The 18,364-nt window shown below is 67.6% G+C and carries 19 protein-coding genes and 1 pseudogene; 7 read left to right on the forward strand and 13 right to left on the reverse strand.

From position 1 onward, the window contains the following. Positions 1-1,380, forward strand: coding sequence for an MFS transporter (locus NN4_RS07570; RefSeq protein ID WP_246180763.1), 1,380 nt, complete (start codon positions 1-3; stop codon positions 1,378-1,380). Here NN4_RS07570 and NN4_RS44855 read toward each other — a convergent pair. The 6 genes from NN4_RS44855 to NN4_RS07605 form a co-directional block, all read right to left on the reverse strand. Then, complete coding sequence (locus NN4_RS44855; protein ID WP_186818317.1) at positions 1,369-2,139, reverse strand: LppU/SCO3897 family protein; 771 nt, start codon at positions 2,137-2,139, stop codon at positions 1,369-1,371. The two genes, NN4_RS07570 and NN4_RS44855, sit on opposite strands and share 12 nt — an antisense overlap. Before the next feature lie 112 nt (positions 2,140-2,251). Then, the gene (locus tag NN4_RS07585) at positions 2,252-3,379 is read right to left on the reverse strand and encodes a DUF5925 domain-containing protein (protein ID WP_147129254.1); all 1,128 of its coding nucleotides are present in this window, start codon (positions 3,377-3,379) and stop codon (positions 2,252-2,254) included. A 90-nt stretch (positions 3,380-3,469) separates the two neighbouring features. Further along, on the reverse strand, positions 3,470-4,060 hold the full coding sequence (locus NN4_RS07590; RefSeq protein WP_147129255.1) for an LppU/SCO3897 family protein: 591 nt from the start codon (positions 4,058-4,060) through the stop codon (positions 3,470-3,472). Between the two features lie 144 nt (positions 4,061-4,204). Beyond that, positions 4,205-5,620 carry an NAD(P)(+) transhydrogenase (Re/Si-specific) subunit beta gene (locus NN4_RS07595; RefSeq protein WP_147129372.1) on the reverse strand — a complete coding sequence of 472 codons (1,416 nt, stop codon included), beginning with the start codon at positions 5,618-5,620 and terminating at the stop codon, positions 4,205-4,207. A gap of 17 nt (positions 5,621-5,637) precedes the next feature. Continuing rightward, positions 5,638-5,952 carry an NAD(P) transhydrogenase subunit alpha part 2 gene (locus NN4_RS07600; protein ID WP_107654393.1) on the reverse strand — a complete coding sequence of 105 codons (315 nt, stop codon included), beginning with the start codon at positions 5,950-5,952 and terminating at the stop codon, positions 5,638-5,640. Next, complete coding sequence (locus tag NN4_RS07605) at positions 5,952-7,070, reverse strand: Re/Si-specific NAD(P)(+) transhydrogenase subunit alpha (RefSeq protein WP_147129256.1); 1,119 nt, start codon at positions 7,068-7,070, stop codon at positions 5,952-5,954. The genes NN4_RS07600 and NN4_RS07605 overlap by 1 nt, the downstream gene beginning before the upstream one ends. A gap of 407 nt (positions 7,071-7,477) precedes the next feature. Here NN4_RS07605 and NN4_RS07610 point away from each other — a divergent pair, with 407 nt between their 5' ends. From NN4_RS07610 to NN4_RS07620, 3 genes are read left to right on the forward strand one after another with little or no spacing between them, the layout of a single operon-like run. Next, positions 7,478-7,969 carry an HIT family protein gene (locus NN4_RS07610; protein ID WP_107654391.1) on the forward strand — a complete coding sequence of 164 codons (492 nt, stop codon included), beginning with the start codon at positions 7,478-7,480 and terminating at the stop codon, positions 7,967-7,969. Further along, the gene (locus tag NN4_RS07615; protein ID WP_147129257.1) at positions 7,966-8,805 is read left to right on the forward strand and encodes a maleylpyruvate isomerase family mycothiol-dependent enzyme; all 840 of its coding nucleotides are present in this window, start codon (positions 7,966-7,968) and stop codon (positions 8,803-8,805) included. The genes NN4_RS07610 and NN4_RS07615 overlap by 4 nt, the downstream gene beginning before the upstream one ends. 1 nt (position 8,806) lies before the next feature. Beyond that, positions 8,807-9,460, forward strand: a complete 654-nt coding sequence (locus NN4_RS07620; RefSeq protein ID WP_147129258.1) for a Type 1 glutamine amidotransferase-like domain-containing protein — start codon at positions 8,807-8,809, stop codon at positions 9,458-9,460. Here NN4_RS07620 and NN4_RS07625 read toward each other — a convergent pair. After that, positions 9,441-10,235, reverse strand: coding sequence for a MerR family transcriptional regulator (locus tag NN4_RS07625; RefSeq protein ID WP_147129259.1), 795 nt, complete (start codon positions 10,233-10,235; stop codon positions 9,441-9,443). The genes NN4_RS07620 and NN4_RS07625 overlap by 20 nt on opposite strands. A gap of 18 nt (positions 10,236-10,253) precedes the next feature. After that, positions 10,254-10,865, reverse strand: a complete 612-nt coding sequence (locus NN4_RS07630; protein WP_147129260.1) for a GtrA family protein — start codon at positions 10,863-10,865, stop codon at positions 10,254-10,256. Here NN4_RS07630 and NN4_RS07635 point away from each other — a divergent pair. Further along, on the forward strand, positions 10,854-12,212 hold the full coding sequence (locus NN4_RS07635) for an FAD-binding oxidoreductase (protein WP_147129261.1): 1,359 nt from the start codon (positions 10,854-10,856) through the stop codon (positions 12,210-12,212). The genes NN4_RS07630 and NN4_RS07635 overlap by 12 nt on opposite strands. A gap of 41 nt (positions 12,213-12,253) precedes the next feature. Beyond that, entirely contained in the window at positions 12,254-12,538 is a 285-nt protein-coding gene (locus NN4_RS07640; RefSeq protein ID WP_147129262.1) for a GNAT family N-acetyltransferase, read from the forward strand. 62 nt (positions 12,539-12,600) lie between these two features. Here NN4_RS07640 and NN4_RS07645 read toward each other — a convergent pair whose 3' ends face one another. From NN4_RS07645 to NN4_RS07660, 4 genes are all read right to left on the reverse strand, one after another. Beyond that, positions 12,601-13,758, reverse strand: coding sequence for an acyl-CoA dehydrogenase (locus tag NN4_RS07645; RefSeq protein WP_135235011.1), 1,158 nt, complete (start codon positions 13,756-13,758; stop codon positions 12,601-12,603). 131 nt (positions 13,759-13,889) lie between these two features. After that, positions 13,890-14,570, reverse strand: a complete 681-nt coding sequence (locus NN4_RS07650) for a TetR family transcriptional regulator (RefSeq protein WP_135235010.1) — start codon at positions 14,568-14,570, stop codon at positions 13,890-13,892. 55 nt (positions 14,571-14,625) lie between these two features. Then, on the reverse strand, positions 14,626-15,126 hold the full coding sequence (gene purE / locus NN4_RS07655) for a 5-(carboxyamino)imidazole ribonucleotide mutase (protein WP_135235009.1): 501 nt from the start codon (positions 15,124-15,126) through the stop codon (positions 14,626-14,628). A gap of 48 nt (positions 15,127-15,174) precedes the next feature. Beyond that, positions 15,175-16,398: a 5-(carboxyamino)imidazole ribonucleotide synthase gene (locus NN4_RS07660; protein ID WP_147129263.1), complete on the reverse strand. Its 1,224-nt coding sequence runs from the start codon at positions 16,396-16,398 to the stop codon at positions 15,175-15,177. 109 nt (positions 16,399-16,507) lie between these two features. On the opposite strand from NN4_RS07660, the pseudogene NN4_RS07665 reads away from it, so the two are divergent. Continuing rightward, a pseudogene (locus NN4_RS07665) lies at positions 16,508-17,032 on the forward strand (GtrA family protein); the annotation flags it as partial. 24 nt (positions 17,033-17,056) lie between these two features. On the opposite strand, the gene NN4_RS07670 reads toward NN4_RS07665, so the two are convergent. Beyond that, entirely contained in the window at positions 17,057-18,364 is a 1,308-nt protein-coding gene (locus NN4_RS07670) for a sensor histidine kinase (RefSeq protein ID WP_147129265.1), read from the reverse strand.

Raw genomic sequence — 18,364 nt, forward strand, 5'->3', positions numbered from 1 at the left:
GTGCTGACTCCGACGGCCGATCGACCGACCCGCGTGGCCCGCGTCGCCGTGTTCACGGTGTTCGGCTTGAACGGGTTCCTGCTGGCCATGTGGGTCGTGCACATTCCACTGATCACCGATCGGACCGGTGTCGCGAAATCGACGCTGGGGATGTTCATCCTCCTGATGGCCGGTGCGGGCATCGTGGGCATGCGCATCACGGGCCCGCTCGCGGACCGGTTCGGTAGCCGGACACTGGTTGCCGCCGCCGCGATCATCATGTCGGCGGCGGTGATCGGACCCGGGCTTGCCACCGGTCCGATCAGCCTGGCGATCGCGTTGGCCTGCTTCGGATTCGGCAACGGCGCGCTGGACGTGTCGATGAATACCCAAGCGGTGCACGTGGAACGGGCGTACGGGCGCCCGATCATGGGCGCGTTCCACGCGCTGTTCTCCGGTGGCGGGTTGCTCGGTTCGCTGCTCGGCGCGGCGACCCTGCGGGCAGGTTGGGACATGCGGATAACGTTGGGGTTGGCGGCGATCGGCGGCGTGGCACTGACCCTGTTCGTGCTGCCACGATTGCTTCGCGACACCGACACGGCGCGGGCAGCCGAACGTGCTGCTGATGCGCGAATCCTTACGGAGGCCGTTGACGACTACGCGCCGCGCACAGCCACGCACGGCTCATCCGTCATGAAGGACGCCGAGCCAGACGCGCCCCTCGCGAAGCACTCCGAGCCTGGCCCACCCGTCGTGAAAGACGCCGAGCCACGCCTGCCCTTTGCGGAGGACTCCCCGGCAGACACGTCGGCCGCGAAAATCACCGATCAGCGAGAGCACAACCGAAAAGTGCTGGCCCTGGCCCTAATCGCATTCTCAGTGCTGCTCGCCGAGGGCGTGGCCGGCGACTGGAGCACGCTGCAACTACGCGAACACCTCGGCGCCGACGCGGCCACCGCGGCCTTGGCCTTCGGCGCGTTCTCGGTCACGATGACCGCAGGCCGACTGGCCGCCGATCGGGTGAGCGGCGTCTTCGGCAGGGTCGCCGTGGTCCGCTACGGCATGCTGCTCTCCGCGCTCGGCCTCGCCTTGATCATGGCGTCCCCGTGGATCCCGCTGACCCTGTCCGGCTGGGCGCTGATGGGTCTCGGCCTGTCCGGCAGCGTCCCGCAGATCTTCACCGCGGCAGGCAATCTCGGCTCCGACAAGGCCGCGACCGACATGTCCCGCGTTTTCAGTCTCGGCTACCTGGGCCTGCTCGCGGGGCCCGCGGTGATCGGCTGGCTCACCGCGGTGATCCCGCTGACCACCGCGATGGCCGTGCCGCTGATCGCGGTGCTGGTGTGCTGCCGCTACGCCGGCGTCGTCGCGCCGGAGCCGACCGACCGGCTACGTCGGTGACACCAGGCACAGCGTGAGCGGGTCCGGTTTCGGATAGACGATGGCATTGTCGTCGGTGTCACACGCAGATTTGTCCGTGCTGCCGCGGATGATGCGCCCGATTTTGAAGTCGGCCGTGCTCGTGCAGGCGACCTTGGTGCTGGCGGAGAGGACGCCGCTCTCGATGCAGTCGCCTTCCTTCACATTGAGGCGAAGGCAGAGCGTGTACCCATTTCGGCCGGTCTGGTAGTAGCTGGCGTAATCCTTGGTGGGGCAGTCTTTATTGACGCCGTCGATGCGCTGTGCCACCACATAATTCGCTTCGGCGTCCGAGCAATTCTTGGTGGCGAACTCGGCCTTGTACGTCGATCCCGACAGTTTCGCGCACTCGCCTACGTCGACCTTGTCGCCATCAGCGGCAAGCACGGTACGAATTCCGAAGACGACGAGTCCGGCCACCACGAACACCGTGATGAAGGAGATCACCTTGCTGAGACCGCTACGGCCGCGCGGACGCTGCGGCGGTGGGCCGGGCGGGAAGCCGGGCTGACCGGGCGGTGGAAAACCCGGCGGTGGAAAACCATTGCCGGGCGGCGGAAAACCCTGCGGGGGCGCAAACCCATTGTTGGGCGGCGGAAACCCCTGCGGCGGCGGATAGGCCGGACCGTAGCCCGGCTGCGGCGGCGGATAACCCGGTGCGCCGCCCGGCGCTCCCGGATAACCCGGCGGGCCGCCGTAACCCTGTCCTGGATTTTGATAGTTGGGCGGTGGCGTGGTCATGGATTTCCCCTCCCCAGGGTTCAAGCAATTTCACCGTGTGACGGCGAACGAACTCCCAGAATCTAGCGGATAACGCGAGATTCGGTGCGCCCGGTAACCAGCGCCTAACGCATCACAGATACAGACCGGAATTCATGGGATCTTCCCGGACCGATTGAATCCGGGTGTCCCCGTCGCGCAACGCCACCAGTTCCGCCAAGGTCGCACCGTCCGGGCAGGCGGCATCGGCCGGGGTATCGGGATGCCTTTCCTTGGCGAGCCAGGCCGCCGATTCGGCGGGCGACAGCCGGCCGACTTCGAGCTGCGCCAGACAACGGCCCGGCCGGGTGACGGCGGGGTGCAGCCGGGACAGATCCTCGTTGGTGGTGATCGCGACCAGCACATCCCTGCCCTGGCCGAGCATCCCGTCGGTCAGGTTGAGCAGTCGCGAAAGACCCTGACCCGCCGTCTCTTTCGCCTCGCCCCGGATCAGCTCGTCGCAGTCCTCCAGCACCAGCATGCGCCAGCGCTTGGTCTCGTCGTCGCCGTCGACGCCCGCCGCCACGTCCATCAGGTAGCCCGGCTTGCCGAACATCACCTCGGGATCGAGCACGCAGTCGAACTGGCACCACGGCGCCCACGCCCGCGCGAGCGCCCGCAGCGCGGTGGTCTTTCCGGTCCCCGGCGGTCCGTGCAGCAGCACCAGGCGGCCGCGCACATCGGCTGCGGTCAGTGCCATCAGGCGATCCAGCGCCCCCGCGACGTCCCCGGGGTAGTTGCCGCGGATCGCGGACCACGCCGGTGCCGAGATGCTGTGCCCTCGACGTTGCGGCCCATGGCCACTCATGTGCCAGAACCCCATCTCGATGGTCTCGCCCACCTCGGGCTGCGCGGCGGCGCCTTTGATCGACTCGGCCAGCACCGCGGCGGCCAGTTCGTCGGTCTCGGCGGTGACCTCGACCATCGCCGACCCACCCGACCAGCGGATGGCGCGCAACGACCAGCCCGCGCCGACCACCAGGGCCGCGCTGCTGTCGTCGTCCTGCACCGAGCGCACCACCCGGCCGTGCGCGGGGCGCAGCAGCGCCTCGGGATTGATCCGCTCGAACCGCGCAATGTGCGCGAAAGGCTGGTCACCGCGCAGGAACGGACTCACCGCGAGGGCATCGATCGTATCGCGGGTGGAGTAGGCGGAGTCGACGGTGACGGCCCACGGCAGCCGCTCGGCGGGATCGACCGAGGGCTCACTCGGGTCGATCAACCGAAGAGGCTCATTACGTGCGGACACTCCGAGCATGATCGTGGTTACGGACCCGCCGTGTCCAGCAAATTAAATCGTGGACGATCACTGTCACAGCTTCCGCATGCAGATCGTCATCCGTTCCGGCGTCGGGTAGACCAGGGCCCACTCCGCGGTGGTGTCCGTTCCGCACGTCATCCGATCCGTCGTTCCCCGAACGATTTTGCCCACCCGATATTTACCGAGGTCGCAGGTCGTCTTCCGGCTGATCGAGCCGGGCAGGTCCTCGAAGCACTCGCCTTCGGCGGCGTTCAGGGTAAGGCACAGCCGGTAACCGTCCAGCCCGGCGCGCTTGTAGTACGCGTAATCGCCGCTCGGGCAGGCCTCGGTGCCGTTGTCCACCCGCACCGCCACCCGGTAATTGGCCTGCGGGTCAACGCAATCGACCTTCTCCAGGTCGGCGTCGCTGGTGGTGCCCCATACCTTCGCGCAATCGCCCGCGGCGATCGTGTCGTCGTCGGGCGCCGATGGCATGCTGACCCAGAAGCCGATGACCAGACATACCGCGACGCCGACGACGAGCGCGGCGGCGATGCCGATCCGGACCGCGCGCCCCGGCTTCTTGCTCGGCGGCGCAGGCGGGATACCGAGAGCCGTTGCGCCGTAGCCGGATTCGGTAGGCAGCCAATAGCCCTGCGACATTGTGTGGGTTCTCCTCGAATCGTCTCGGCAGAATCTATCCCAGTACCGACGAACGACCCTCCGCCGGGCTCGGCGGAGGGTCGTTCGGGTGAAACCTTGTGTGCGCGCGGTGAACCGCACGCGTATGCGGTGAAACCGCCGGTCTTACAGCGCTTTCAGCTCCTCGGTGACCGCACCGACGGACTTCTTCGCGTCGCCGAACAGCATGGAGGTGTGGTCGGCGTAGAAGAGCGGATTGTCGATGCCCGCGAAGCCGGAGTTCATCGAGCGCTTGAGCACGATGACGCTCTTGGCCTGGTCGACGTTGAGCACCGGCATGCCGTAGATGGGGCTGCTGGCGTCCTCGCGGGCGGCCGGGTTGGTGACGTCGTTGGCGCCGATGACCAGGGCGACGTCGGTGCGGGAGAACTCACCGTTGATGTCGTCCATCTCCTTGAGCGCGTCGTAGGAGACCTCGGCCTCGGCCAGGAGCACGTTCATGTGGCCGGGCATGCGACCCGCGACCGGGTGGATGGCGTATTTGACCTCGACGCCCTTGGCTTCGAGCAGCGCCGCCATTTCCTTGACCGCGTGCTGGGCCTGCGCGACGGCCATGCCGTAGCCCGGCACCACGATGACCTGGTTGGCGTAGGCCATCTGGATCGCGGCGTCCGCGGCCGAGGTGGCCTTGGCCTGCTTGGCCTCGCCGTCGCCGCCGGCACCGGGAGCTGTTCCGCCGCCACCGAATCCGCCCGCCACGATGGCCGGGATGGACCGGTTCATCGCCTTGGCCATCAGGTTGGTGAGGATGGTGCCGGACGCGCCGACGATCATGCCCGCCACGATCATCGCGGTGTTGTTCAGCGCCAAACCCGCTGCGGCGGCCGACAATCCGGTGAGCGCGTTGAGCAGCGAGATGACCACGGGCATGTCCGCTCCGCCGATCGGCAGCACGACCGCGAGGCCGAGCACACCGGCCAGCACGAGCACCGCGATCATCCACAGTTGGGAGACACCATCATTGGTGGCGCCGATGCCGATCACCACGGCGGCCGCGACGGCGCCGATGAGCAGCAGCAGGTTCAGCGGCTGCTGCAGCTTGCCGAGTCCGATCGGGCGACCGGGCAGGATCTCCTGCAGCTTGCCGAACGCGATCAGCGAGCCCCAGAACGAGATCGAGCCGATGATCGCGGCGAACAGTGAGCCGACCACGATGTGCACGGTGGGCTCTTCGTCGAAGTGCGAAAACCCTTGGCTGTTGATGAATTCCGACCACGCGATGAGCGCGACCGTGCCACCGCCGACGCCGTTGAACGCGGCGACCAGCTGCGGCATGGCGGTCATCTTGGTGAACTTGGCAGGCGGCACGCCGAGGGCGATACCGACCACCAGACCGGCGATGATCAGAATCCAGTTGCTGGTGTGCCGCACCGAGATCAGGGTCGCGACGACGGCGATGAACATGCCGACCGCGGCGATCAGGTTGCCGCGCACCGCGGTCTTCGGCCCGGTCAGGCCCATCAGGCCGTAGATGAACATGCCGAAGGCGATGATGTAGAGCCCGTTGACCAGGTAGGTCACATTGTCGAAGGTATGCATCACTTCTCCGCCTTCACCGGGGCTGCTTTTTTGCCCTTGAACATCCCGAGCATGCGGTCGGTCACCACGAAACCACCGATGACGTTCAGGGTTCCGAAGACGACGGCGACGAACAGGATGATCTGGGTCAGGATCGACGGATCCTGCACGTTACCGAGGGTGACCAGCGCGCCGAGCACGACGATGCCGTGAATGGCGTTGGTACCCGACATGAGTGGAGTGTGCAGGGTGTTCGGAACCTTGGAGATAACGGCGAAACCGACGAACCCGGAAAGCACCAGGATCGCGATGTTCGCAAGCAATTCGGTGTACATCAGGCTTCCACCTCACGTGTGACGCAGGAATCCGCGAGGACCTGATCACTGAAGTCGGGCGCGAGCTTCCCGTCGACCAGCATCAGTTCCAGCAGTGCCGAAATGTTCTTCGAGTACAGCTCGGAGGCGTGCTCGGGCATGGTGGCGGGCAGGTTCAACGGCGAGGCGATGGTGACCTCGTGCTTGACCACGACCTCGCCGGGTTCGGTGAGCTCGCAGTTGCCGCCGGTCTCCCCCGCCAGGTCGACGATCACGCTGCCGGGCTTCATGCCCTCGACCGCGGCGGCGGTGACCAGTCGCGGCGCGGGACGCCCCGGCACCAACGCGGTGGTGATCACCACGTCGAAGCCCTTGATCGCGTCTTCCAACGCCTGCTGCTGCTTGGCCTTCTCCTCGTCGGTGAGCTCGCGGGCGTACCCGCCCTCACCGGCGGCGTCGATGCCGAGGTCGAGCCACTGCGCACCGACCGAACGCACCTGATCGGCGACCTCGGGGCGCACGTCGTAACCGGTGGTGCGGCCGCCAAGACGTTTGGCGGTGGCCAGCGCCTGCAGACCGGCCACACCGACGCCCAGCACCAGCACTGTCGCCGGCTTCACGGTGCCCGCCGCGGTGGTGAGCATCGGGAAGAAGCGGGTCGACTCCGACGCCGCGAGCAGTACGGCCTTGTAGCCCGCGACGTTGGCCTGGGACGACAGCGCGTCCATCACCTGGGCGCGCGAGATGCGCGGGATCGCCTCCACCGCGAAGGCTTGCACGCCGGCGGTTTTCAGCTTGCCGATCTGGTTCTCCGCGTTGCGCGGGGCCAGGAAGCCGATCAGGGTCTGGCCGTCGGACAGCTTGGCCACCTCGGCGTCGCTGGGCGGGGCGACCTTGACGACCACCTCGGCCGACCACGGATCGCCGATCGTCGCGCCTGCCGCTTCGTAGGCGCTGTCGGGAATGAGCGCGCCGAGCCCGGCACCGGACTCGACCACCACCTGCACACCCTGCTTCAGCAGGGACGGAATGATCTTCGGCACCAATGCGACACGTCGTTCGCCCGCGTTGGACTCGCGAACGACTCCGACACGCGCGCCGCGTGGCGACTCGGCGCCTACGCTCTGCGTTGTCTCCACTATGTCAGTTCCTTCTCGTGCTGAGCTTCAGGCATCAGATGGACGGCCGGACGATGTTACTTCAGAGTAAGGTCGCCCAAATCCTCGCAACTGTACCCGGCGCTTTGTGCAACCCGCTGAGACGCCCGTCACAAGATCATGCCGGATTCTGCCGGTTTGCCGGATTGTCGAATGTGCTGCGGACAAACGTGGTCACCTCCCGCGCGTTCGGCTGATCGGATGAGCGCCGGTTCTGATGGTTGTCGCTTCAGGTGATCGCGACAAGAGCGAACCCGCAGGTCCATTACTTACCCGGGGGTTCGGCAGCAGGTCAGGGCGTGGTCGCGGGCGCGCAGAGTGACGCGCGTCATGGGCGATTCGCGCGCTGGGGTGTTCCACACCGCTCGTACGCCGTAAGGTCCAGCGTTGTGAACGACTGCGTCTTCTGCCGCATCGTGGCAGGCGAGGCTCCGGCAACGAAGGTGTACGAAGACGACACCCTCTGCGCCTTCCTCGATATCCGGCCCATTGCCCGCGGCCACATGCTGGTGGTGCCGAAGCAGCACGCCGCCGAGCTGGAGGATCTCGACGCCGAGCTGGGCGCCTACGTGTTCCGCGCCGGGCACCGGCTCGCGCTGGCCGTGCGGCGAAGCACCCTCGCCGCCGACGGCGCGAACCTGCTGCTCAACGACGGTACCGCCGCTTTTCAGACCGTCGCGCACGTGCATCTGCACGTGATCCCGCGCAAGCACGGCGACAAGTTCCGCTTCGCCGCCGGGGTGGTGCTGCGGCGCCCGCACGATGCGGAGTCCACCGCGGCCGCCATCCAGGCGGGGATCGCGGCGCTGGAGCGCGACGAAAAGCCGGGCCGCAATGGAAAACTGGGGATGGAACGCCCGGAAGAAGGAGCGCAGGAATGACCGACCCGACCCTGGACCGGACCGAGCTGACCGCCCGGCTGTCCGAACAGTGGGACGCTATCGCCGCGCTGGTCACCGACCTCGACGAAACCCAATGGCGCACACCGACATCGCTGCCGGGTTGGAGCGTGTTCGATGTGGTCGCCCATGTGGTCGGCACCGAGTCGTGGCTGCTCGGCGAGCGGCCGCCGCCGCACGACCCGACCACGGTGAAGACCGATGTGCGCACGCTGCCGCACATCCGCAACGAGACCGGCGTGCTCAACGAGATCTGGGTGGACCGGCTACGACCGCTGTCCGGCAGTCGGCTGCTGGCCGAGTTCCGCGAGGTCGCCGACCGCAGGCGCAAGGCCCTGGCCGCCATGGGCGAGCAGGAGTGGCAGGCGCAGACCCAGTCGCCGATCGGGCAGGTCAGCTACGGCCGGTTCATGCGGGTGCGGCTGTTCGACTGCTGGATGCACGAACTCGATATCGCCGACGCGCTCGGCGTGCGGGTCGACGAGGGCGGGCGACGCGGCGAGCCGGCGTTCACCGAGTTCCTCGGCAGTGTGCCGCGCGTCGTGGTGAAAAAGGGTGGCGCGCCGGAGGGTTCGCGGATCACGTTCACGCTGACCGGATCGCTGGCCCGAACGCTGCACATCCAGGTGGCGGGTCGTGCGGGCTACGTGGACGCGTTCGATGAGCCCGCCACGGTCGAGATCGCGCTGCCCTCCGAGGTTTTCGTCCGGCTCGGCGGCGGGCGCACCAGCGCGGACGAGCACCTCGACGCGATCACCGTCACCGGCGACACGGAGCTCGGACAGCGGCTGGTGCACAACCTCGCCTTCACCATCTGAGATGCGACTCTTCCTGTCCAGCTATCGGTTCGGGGCGCACTACGATCGGCTCGCCGCGCTGGTCGGCGAGCCGGGGCGAGTCGCGTTGATTCCCAACGCCTGTGACGCCTGGCCGGACGCGTGGGAGGCGGCGGTGACCAGTGATGCGGTGCCGCTGCGCAAGCTGGGCTACCAGCCCGAGACCGTCGACCTGCGTGACTTCGTCGGCCGCCCCGAGGAATTGGAGCGGACGCTGGCCGCGTTCCCGATGATCTGGGTGCGCGGCGGCAACACCTTCGTGCTGCGTGCCCAATTCGCCCGCAGCGGCGCCGATCTCGTGCTGCCCCGGCTGCTCGCAGCGGACGCGCTGGTGTATGCGGGGTACAGCGCGGGTGCCTGCGTGATGACCCCTGATCTGCACGGGCTGGAGTCCGCGGACGATCCCGCCGAGGTGATATCGACGTGCGGCATCGAACCGCTCTGGGACGGACTGGGTTTGGTCGGACGCCGGATCGTGCCGCACATCGACTCCCCTACCGACCCGGACGGCCAGTGCGACCTGCTCGCGGAGTTCTATCGCGCGGAAGGCATCCCGCACTGGGCGCTCACCGACGATGACGCGATCGTCGTCGACGGCGAGCGCACCGACGTGCTGATCAGTCGAGCGGGGTCATGAACGACCACAGCCGCTGCTCGAGGTCGCGCGCGCTGTAGTCGCGGTAGCCGTAGAACTGATCGGTGGGCTCGTAGAGGATTTCGGCGCCCGCGGCCTTGGCGTGCCGGAAATGCGCGTCCACGTCCTCGACCACGATCGACATGCCCTCGGTGCACGCGCCGACGGTGAGCGGCGACTGCAGATTGAACTGCTCGGAGACCGCGTGCAACCAGATCACGCCGTCGCCCGCGGTGACCTCCGCGTGGTGCACGGTGCCGTCCTCGCCCCGGCTGAGCCGGCCGGGTTCCATGCCGAACACGGTGGTCAGGTACTCGTGCGCGGCGGCGATATCGCGGTAGACGAGCGTCGGGATGCGGCGCTGAATCTTGGTGTCGAGCATGGCCATGTCCTCCAATGTCTCCAGCAGCTCCCGTGTTTCGAGGCTGCGGTGGTCGGTGAGCGTGGCGACCATGGTGGTGAGGCGCTGACGCAGCCGATGCCCGACGGCGAGCCTGCGGTCCAGCTCGGCGACGTGGCGCAGCATCACCCCCGCCAGATCCCAGGCGGGATCGTCGAGGGCGGCGGCCACCTCGTCCAAGCGCAGGCCGAGATTGCGCAGCAGGCCGATCCGGTACAGCCGCTGCACGTCGTCGTTCGAGTACAGCCGGTGCCCGGCACCGCTGCGCCCGGACGGCGAGAGCAGCCCGATCTCGTCGTAGTAGTGCAGGGTGCGCACGGTCAGTCCGGTGACCGTGGCCAGCTCGCCGACCTTGACGTATCCGTTGGTGTTCGCCACACCTACGACGCTAGGACCTCACGTGGCGTGAGGTGCAAGGTCGGCTTTCGGGTCGCGGCGGAACACGACCCAGCGCATCGCGCTGTACATGTAGACGGCCTCGCACCCCCCGGCCAGCAGTCTGGCCAGGTGATATTCCAGACCAAGCGCGGTGAGGCCGCTGCCGACACCGAGGATGAAGGCGACGTAGTTGATCGCGACGACCACGCCGTACACGGCGGCCTGCCTGCCGACCGGCGCGTGCGAATGGAAGTTGAAGGTGCGGTTGAGCACGAAGCTGAGCCCGAACGCGCACACGTAGGCGATAGTGACCGACAGCCACACCGGCAGGCCCCACCAGCCGTGAAAGATGGTGAGCAGCACCAGGTCGACGGCGAAGGTGAAGCTGTTGATCAGCGCGAAACCGAGGAAAGTGGCGGGGACAAGACTGTTCAGACCCCACGGCAAACGCGCGACCACCGCTTCACACCATCGGGTGAACCGGTCCGCGAGGGTGTCGGTGGTTCTCGCCAGCTCGTGCACGCGGCCAGCCTGCCAGCGGCAGATGTCCGTCAGATGATCAAACGGCAAACCCGCCAGGTGCTCGGTCCGGCCGCCCGCGCCCGCTAGCGTGGTGCTGTGGACCTGCATGACCTGATCGACGCGCTTCCCGACGGTGCCGTAGTCACCGATCCAGACCTGCTCGGCAGTTACCGGCAGGACTGGGCCCGCGATCCCGACGCGGGCACGCCGCTCGCCGTGGTGCGCGCTACCAGCACCGACGATGTCGCCGCGACGCTGCGCTGGGCGCATGCGCACAAGGTGCCGGTGGTGCCGCGTGGCGCGGGCTCCGGCCTGTCCGGCGGCGCCACGGCGGTCGACGGCGGCCTCGTGCTGAGTACCGAGCGGATGCGGACGATCACCGTCGACCCGGTTACCCGGACCGCGGTGGTGCAGCCCGGACTGTTGAACGCCGAGGTGAAGCGCGCGGTCGCCGAGCACGGGCTCTGGTATCCACCCGACCCCTCGTCGTTCGAGATCTGCTCGATCGGCGGCAACGCCGCGACCAACGCGGGCGGGCTGTGCTGCGTGAAGTACGGCGTGACAACCGATTACGTGCTCGGCATGGAGGTCGTGCTCGCCGACGGCACCGTCGTGCGGCTCGGCGGGCCGCGGCTGAAGGATTCGGCCGGGCTGTCGCTGACCAAGCTGTTCGTCGGCAGCGAAGGCACTCTCGGCGTCATCACCGAACTGACGCTGCGGCTGCTGCCCGCGCAGCCACCGCAGACCACCGTGGTCGCGACCTTCGCGACCTTGACCGCCGCCATCGACGCGATCCTCGCGATCACCGCCGAATTACGGCCCGCCATGCTGGAATTCATGGATTCGGTCTCCATCAACGCGGTCGAGGACGAGCTGCGGATGGGGTTGGATCGCAGCGCCGCGGGCCTGCTGGTCGCCCGCTCGGACGCGCCGGGCGAGTTCGCGAAGCGGGAAGCCGAGCTCATGGTCACCGCGTGCGAAAAAGCTGGTGCGGCCGAGGTCTTCCACACCGAAGATCCTGAGGAAGGCGAAGCCTTCACCGCGGCACGGCGTTTCGCCATCCCGGCGGTGGAGAAGCTGGGCACGCTGCTGCTCGAGGATGTCGGAGTGCCGCTGCCCCGGCTCGGCGACCTGGTGACCGGTGTCGCCGAGATCGCCGCGCGCAACGACGTGATGGTGTCGGTGATCGCGCATGCCGGGGACGGCAACACCCACCCGCTGATCGTGCACGATCCGGCCGACGCCGCCATGACCGAGCGCGCGCATCGCGCGTTCGGCGAGATCATGGATCTGGCGATCGCGCTCGGCGGCACCATTACCGGCGAGCACGGCGTCGGGCGGCTGAAAAAGGCGTGGCTGCCCGACCAGCTCGGCGCGGACGTGATGGCCCTGACCCACCGCATCAAGGACGCGCTCGACCCGCACGGCATTCTCAATCCAGGCGCAATTCTCTAGTCCATGGAACATTTCCGGCCGCGAAGGAGTTCGACAAGATCATGACCACCAGGCTCGAGCACAATGTCGCCGATACTCGTTTCGAGATCTATCTCGACGACACCCTGGCCGGCTACGCCGACTACGCCCAGCGTGACGACCCGAAGGTCCGCGATTTCCACCACACGATGACCTTCCCCGAATTCCGCGGTCGCGGTGTCGCCGCTCAAGTGGTCGAATACGCGCTGAAAGATTCGCGCGACAACGGCTATTCCGTCATCCCCACCTGCTGGTACGTCGAGAAATACATCGCCGACCACCGCGAATACGCGGACCTGATCGCCTGATCACGCGAAACGGGTGACCCGAGGCAAAACCTCGGACCACCCGTTCACGGAGCTTTTGTAGGTCAGCGCAGCAACGCGCGCGACATGACCAGACGCTGAATCTGGTTGGTGCCCTCGTAGATCTGCGTAATCTTCGCATCGCGCATCATCCGCTCCACCGGGAAATCGGTGGTGTAGCCCGCGCCACCGAACAGCTGCACGGCGTTGGTGGTCACCTCCATTGCGACATCGGAGGCGAAACACTTCGCGGCGGCGGAGATGAAACCGAGGTTCTTCTCGCCACGCTCGGCGCGCGCCGCCGAGGTGTAGACCATGAGGCGGGCGGCCTCGATCTTCATCGCCATGTCGGCGAGCATGAACTGGGTGTTCTGGAAGTCGGCGATCGCCTTGCCGAACTGCTTGCGGTCCTTGGTGTAGGCGATGGCCGCGTCGAGCGCGCCCTGCGCGAGGCCGACGGCCTGCGCGCCGATGGTCGGGCGGGTGTGGTCGAGGGTCTGCAGCGCGGTCTTGAAACCGGTGCCCGGCTCGCCGACGATGCGGTCACCCGGCACTCGGCAGTTCTCGAAATACAGTTCCGCCGTAGGCGATCCCTTGATGCCGAGCTTGTGCTCGAGCGGGCCGACCACGAAACCCTCGTCGTCCTTGTGCACCAGGAACGCCGAAATACCGTTGGCGCCCTTGTCCGCATCGGTCACCGCCATGACGGTGTACCAGGAAGACTTGCCGCCGTTGGTGATCCAGCACTTGGAGCCGTTGAGGATCCAGTCGTCGCCCTCTTGCTTCGCGCGGGTGCGCATGCCCGCGGCGTCGGAACCGGCCTCGCGCTCGGACAGCGCGTAGGAGGCCATCTCGCCGTTGACGATGTCCGGCAACACCTTTTGCTTGAGTTCTTCGGAGCCGTTGAGGATCAGGCCCATGGTGCCGAGCTTGTTCACCGCGGGGATGAGCGAGGAGGAGCCGCAGACGCGGGCGACCTCTTCGATCACGATGCAGGTGGCCACCGAGTCGGCGCCCTGGCCGCCGTAGGCCTCCGGCACGTGCACCGCGTTGAAGCCCGCCGCGTTGAGCGCGGTCAGTGCCTCCTCGGGGAAGCGGGAGTTACCGTCGACGTCCTTGGCGTGCGGAGCGATCTCCTTCTCCGCCAGCCCGCGGATGGCCGCACGCAGTTCGTCGTGGAAGTCCTCGAGCTTGAACAGGTCGAAATCGGGGTTTCCCGCCATGGGGCTCACTCCTGGTCGTCGGTACACGTCGGCACTCAGTGCCACACCATTCTGGAGTATACGCCCAGGAACGGCCGCAACGTGCGGATACTTCCTGGCACTCAGTGTCAGATTGGTCGCACTGACCTAGATCAGAGACTACCGAGTTTGCGGGCGACGAGATCGGCGACCTGCCGGGGTGGGGTATCGCGGGGAAACACCGCGACCACCAGCTCATCGGCGGCGGGTCGCCGTGCGCCCCGAGGAATCGCGGCCAGTTCGACGCGCAGATCTGCCGCGCCGGCGTCCGACTCGCCGCGCACCATGCGCCGCAGCAGATAGTTGTGCGTGGCGGTCACCGCGGCGGTGTACTGCACCCGCGCCAGATCAGGCTCCTCGGGCAGCCGATCGCGCAGGTAGTCGGTGAACAGCCGCTCGTAGCGGAACACGGTCACGATCTCGCGTTCGCGCAGCGCGGGCACCCGCCGCACCACCTGATACCGCCGCGCCGCGATCTCCCGCCACTGGGTGAACCGCTCGAAGACCTGCACCACCGCCTCGCACACGGTCTCCCACGGATCGCCCCCGTTCGCGGCGAGAAACTGCGCCGCCTGCGCCAGCTGCGACTCGTGATCGGCGAAGATCACGTCCTCTTTCGAGCGGAACTGCCGGAAGAACGTCCGCCGGGAAATCCCCGCCGCCTCCGCGATCTCCTCGACCGTCGTCGCCTCGTACCCCTGCTCCGCGAACAACCGCAACGCCTGATCAACCACGGTCAACCGGAACCGCGTGTTGTCGTCCCCGCTGCGCGGGCGGATGTCACCAGTAGTCACCCGCTCACCGTAGCGAGCCGAGCACGCGGAATTACGTACCCGAGGTGTTTCCGGGTCAGCCCAGGAGTTTGGTGCGCAGCGCCTGGTCTTTTTCGAGGACCATCTTTTCCAGCCCTGCTTGGAACTGCACCATGCGGGCGCGCAGGTCCGGGTCGTGGGCGGCGAGGATGCGGACCGCGAGCAGGCCTGCGTTGCGGGCGCCGCCGATGGAGACGGTGGCCACCGGGACGCCTGCGGGCATCTGGACGATGGAGAGCAGGGAGTCCATGCCGTCGAGGTACTTGAGCGGGACGGGCACACCGATGACGGGCAGCGGGGTGGCGGAGGCGACCATGCCGGGGAGGTGGGCGGCGCCACCCGCGCCCGCGATGATGACCTGCAGACCGCGGTCGGCGGCCTCGCGGGCGTAGTCGAGCATGCGCTGCGGCGTGCGGTGCGCCGAGACGACGCCGACCTCGAAGCGAATGCCGAACTCCGCCAACGCTTCCGCGGCGGCTTCCATGGTCGGCCAGTCCGAATCGCTGCCCATGATCAGGCCGACCTGCGGGTTACTCATGCGTGCGCCTCACTTCGCTTGTCTGCCAGATTGATTCGCGCGTCACGCTCACTCGTGCGGATCCCATCCGTCGGTCCATACCGCGTGCGACATCCAATGTGCCGCGCGCTCAGCCCTTTCCCGCACCGCGGCGACGTCGTCACCGAGGATGTTGATGTGCCCGATCTTGCGGTCGGGGCGTTCGCCCTTGCCGTACATGTGCACCTTGGCGTCGGGCATCCGCGCGAACAGATGGTGCAGGCGCTCGTCCATCGACATGGCAGGCGCCTCGGCCGCGCCGAGGATATTGGCCATCACCGTGACGGGGGCCAGCGGGCTGGTGTCGCCGAGCGGGTAATCCAGGACCGCGCGCAGGTGCTGCTCGAACTGACCGGTGCGGGCGCCGTCCATGCCCCAGTGCCCGGAGTTGTGCGGGCGCATCGCCAGCTCGTTCACCAGCAGCTTGCCGTCGTGGGTTTCGAACAGCTCCACCGCCATCGCGCCGACGACGCCGAGCTCCCTGGCCAGGTTCAGCGCCAGCGTCTCCGCGGCGGCGGCCAGGTCGTCGTCGAGGTCGGGCGCGGGCGCGATCACCACGGCGCACTGTCCGTTGCGCTGCACGGTCTGCACCACCGGCCAGGTCGCGGCCTGCCCGAACGGCGAACGCGCCACCATCGCCGAGAGTTCGCGCTTGAGATCCACTTTCGCCTCAGCGAGCAGTTGCACACCGTGCGCGAGCTGCTCGGCCACGATCGCCGCGGCCTCGTCGGCCGACTCCGGCATCCACACGCCGCGGCCGTCGTACCCGCCGCGCACCGCCTTGAGCACGATCCGCCAGCCCTGCTCGTCGCCGAACCGCACCGCCTCCTCGACGGTCGTCACCGGCGCGAACGCGGGCACCGGCAGACCGAGCTCGGACAGCTTGACCCGCATGGCCAGCTTGTCCTGCGCGAAGACCAGGGCCCGCGGCGGCGGCTGCACGTTCACGCCCTCGGCGACCAGCGCCTCGAGATGCTCGGTCGGCACGCCCTCGTGGTCGAAGGTCAGCGCGTGCGACCCGACGGCCGCCTTGCGCAGCGCGGCCAGATCGGTGTGACTGCCGAACACGATCTCGGGGCTGACCTGGGCGGCCGGGTCGTCCGGATGTTCGGCGAGCACCCGTAGCCGCTGGCCGAGCGCGATGGCCGCCTGATGCGTCATGCGCGCCAACTGGCCACCGCCGATCATTGTGACGGTGGGCATAGCAGAGGGATCAAAGGACCGGCCGGTACTCACGTCGGACAATATTGTCATAACCGGCGGAAATGCCCTCGCGCGGGAGCCGCGCAACGGTGTCCGGCGGTAGTCCCCAGCGGTTGGACGACCCGAAGCGGGACCACCGGCTAGCGGTACACTCGGCCCCGTGTCATTCGTCGACGACGTGGTGAGCGTCCTTCCCAGGCCTGTCGCAAGGATCGCGCTCCGGCATCGGGAACTGATCAAGTTCGCCATCGTCGGTGCGACAACCTTTGTGATCGATAGCGGCATCTTCTATGCCCTGAAATGGACCGTGCTTTCCGAGAAGCCGGTCACCGCGAAGATTATCTCCGGTGTCATCGCGGTTATCGCGTCCTACATCCTGAATCGCGAATGGTCGTTCCGGAACCGGGGCGGTCGCGAACGGCACCACGAGGCCTTGCTGTTCTTCGGAGTCAGCGGCGTCGGCGTGGTTCTCGCGTTCATTCCGCTGTGGATCTCGAGTTACGTCTTCGATCTGCGCCAGCCCGATGTCAGCTTCACCGTCGAGAACATCGCGGACTTCATCAGCGCCTTCGTCATCGGCAACCTGCTGCAGATGGCATTCCGATTCTGGGCAATGCGCCGCTGGGTATTCCCCGACGAGATGAACGAGATCGCCGCCGAATTCGAAGACCTGGTCGAAGAAGAATTCGGCCGCAACTGAGCGGTCCGCTCAGCGCGGCTCGGTAACCACGGCGTTCTGCGTGCGATACGCCGACGAACCGAGGAACACCGCGAACAACGCGGGCCTGCGCCGCTGCAACTCGAGCCGCCCGCCGTCCGCCTCTACCAGCGCCCGCGCCAGCGCCAGCCCCACACCGGTCGAGCCACCCGCCGAGAAGCCCCGGTCGAAGATGTGCGGCGCGAGTTCGTCGCGCACCCCGTCACCCTCGTCGGCGACCTCCACACACACCAGCGGATCTCGATCGACCCCGGGACGCACGGTCCGTACCGACACCGTGCAGGTTCCGCCGCCGTGCATCAACGCATTGTCCACCAGCACCGCGACCGCCTCGCGCAGTCGCGAACCGGTGATCGGCGCCAGCAACGACTCGTCCCCGGTGAGGGTCAACGCCCGGCCCTTCTCGGCGAACGGATGCGTCCACTCGGCGACGACGCCGCGCAGCTCCGCCATCACCGGCACCGGGTCGAGATCGGCGGCGTCCTCGTCGCGCGAGGCACGGACCAGATCGTCGATGGCCTCGGTGAGCCGATCGACCTGCGCCATCGCCTCCTCCGCCTCGTGCACCACCTCGGGATCGGCGTGGGTGGACAGCTCGTCCAGCCGCAACCGCACCGCGGTGAGCCGGCTGCGCAGCTGATGCGAGACGTCGGCCACCAGGGCATGCTCGCGCTGCAGCCGCCCGGCGATCTCGACGGTGGCCGAGTCGAGCACGTCGGAGACCCGGTCGAGTTCGGATATGCCGTGCCTGCGCGGGTCCGGCCGGAAATCGCCCATCGCCAGCCGGGCCGCCCTGGCCGCGACATCGCGCAGCGGATCGGCGACCCGGCGCGCGGTGATCACCGCGACCGAGACCGCCGCGCCGAGCGAGGCCAGCACCGCCAGCGCCACCACCCCGACGGCCTGGCGCTGCCGTGCGTGCATCGGCGCCGAGGGCACCTCCAGGCGCAGCGAGCCCTTGGTGCCCATCGACAGAGATTCGACCAGGGGGTCGGTCACCTGGTCCACGCCGATGTCCGCGCGCGAGGCATTGTCGTGCGGCGCCGGATAGATGATGGTGAGTTTGCCGTCCTGCGGTAGCAGCGGCTCCACGGCGCGGGTATCGAGCTCGCCGAGCACCATGCCGTCGCCGTGTTCCTGGACGATGATCGCCGCGGCGATCCGCTCCAGTTTGCCCTGCAGGTCGTCGCGGGTGATGTCCTCCACCCACAGCCAGGCCGTGTAGATCAGCGGCACCCCGAGCACCACCGTGGTGAGCGTCAGCACGGTGAGCATGGACCGCAGGATTCTGCGCCGCAC

The sequence above is a fragment of the Nocardia ninae NBRC 108245 genome (genome assembly GCF_007990755.1).
Lineage (GTDB): Bacteria > Actinomycetota > Actinomycetes > Mycobacteriales > Mycobacteriaceae > Nocardia > Nocardia ninae.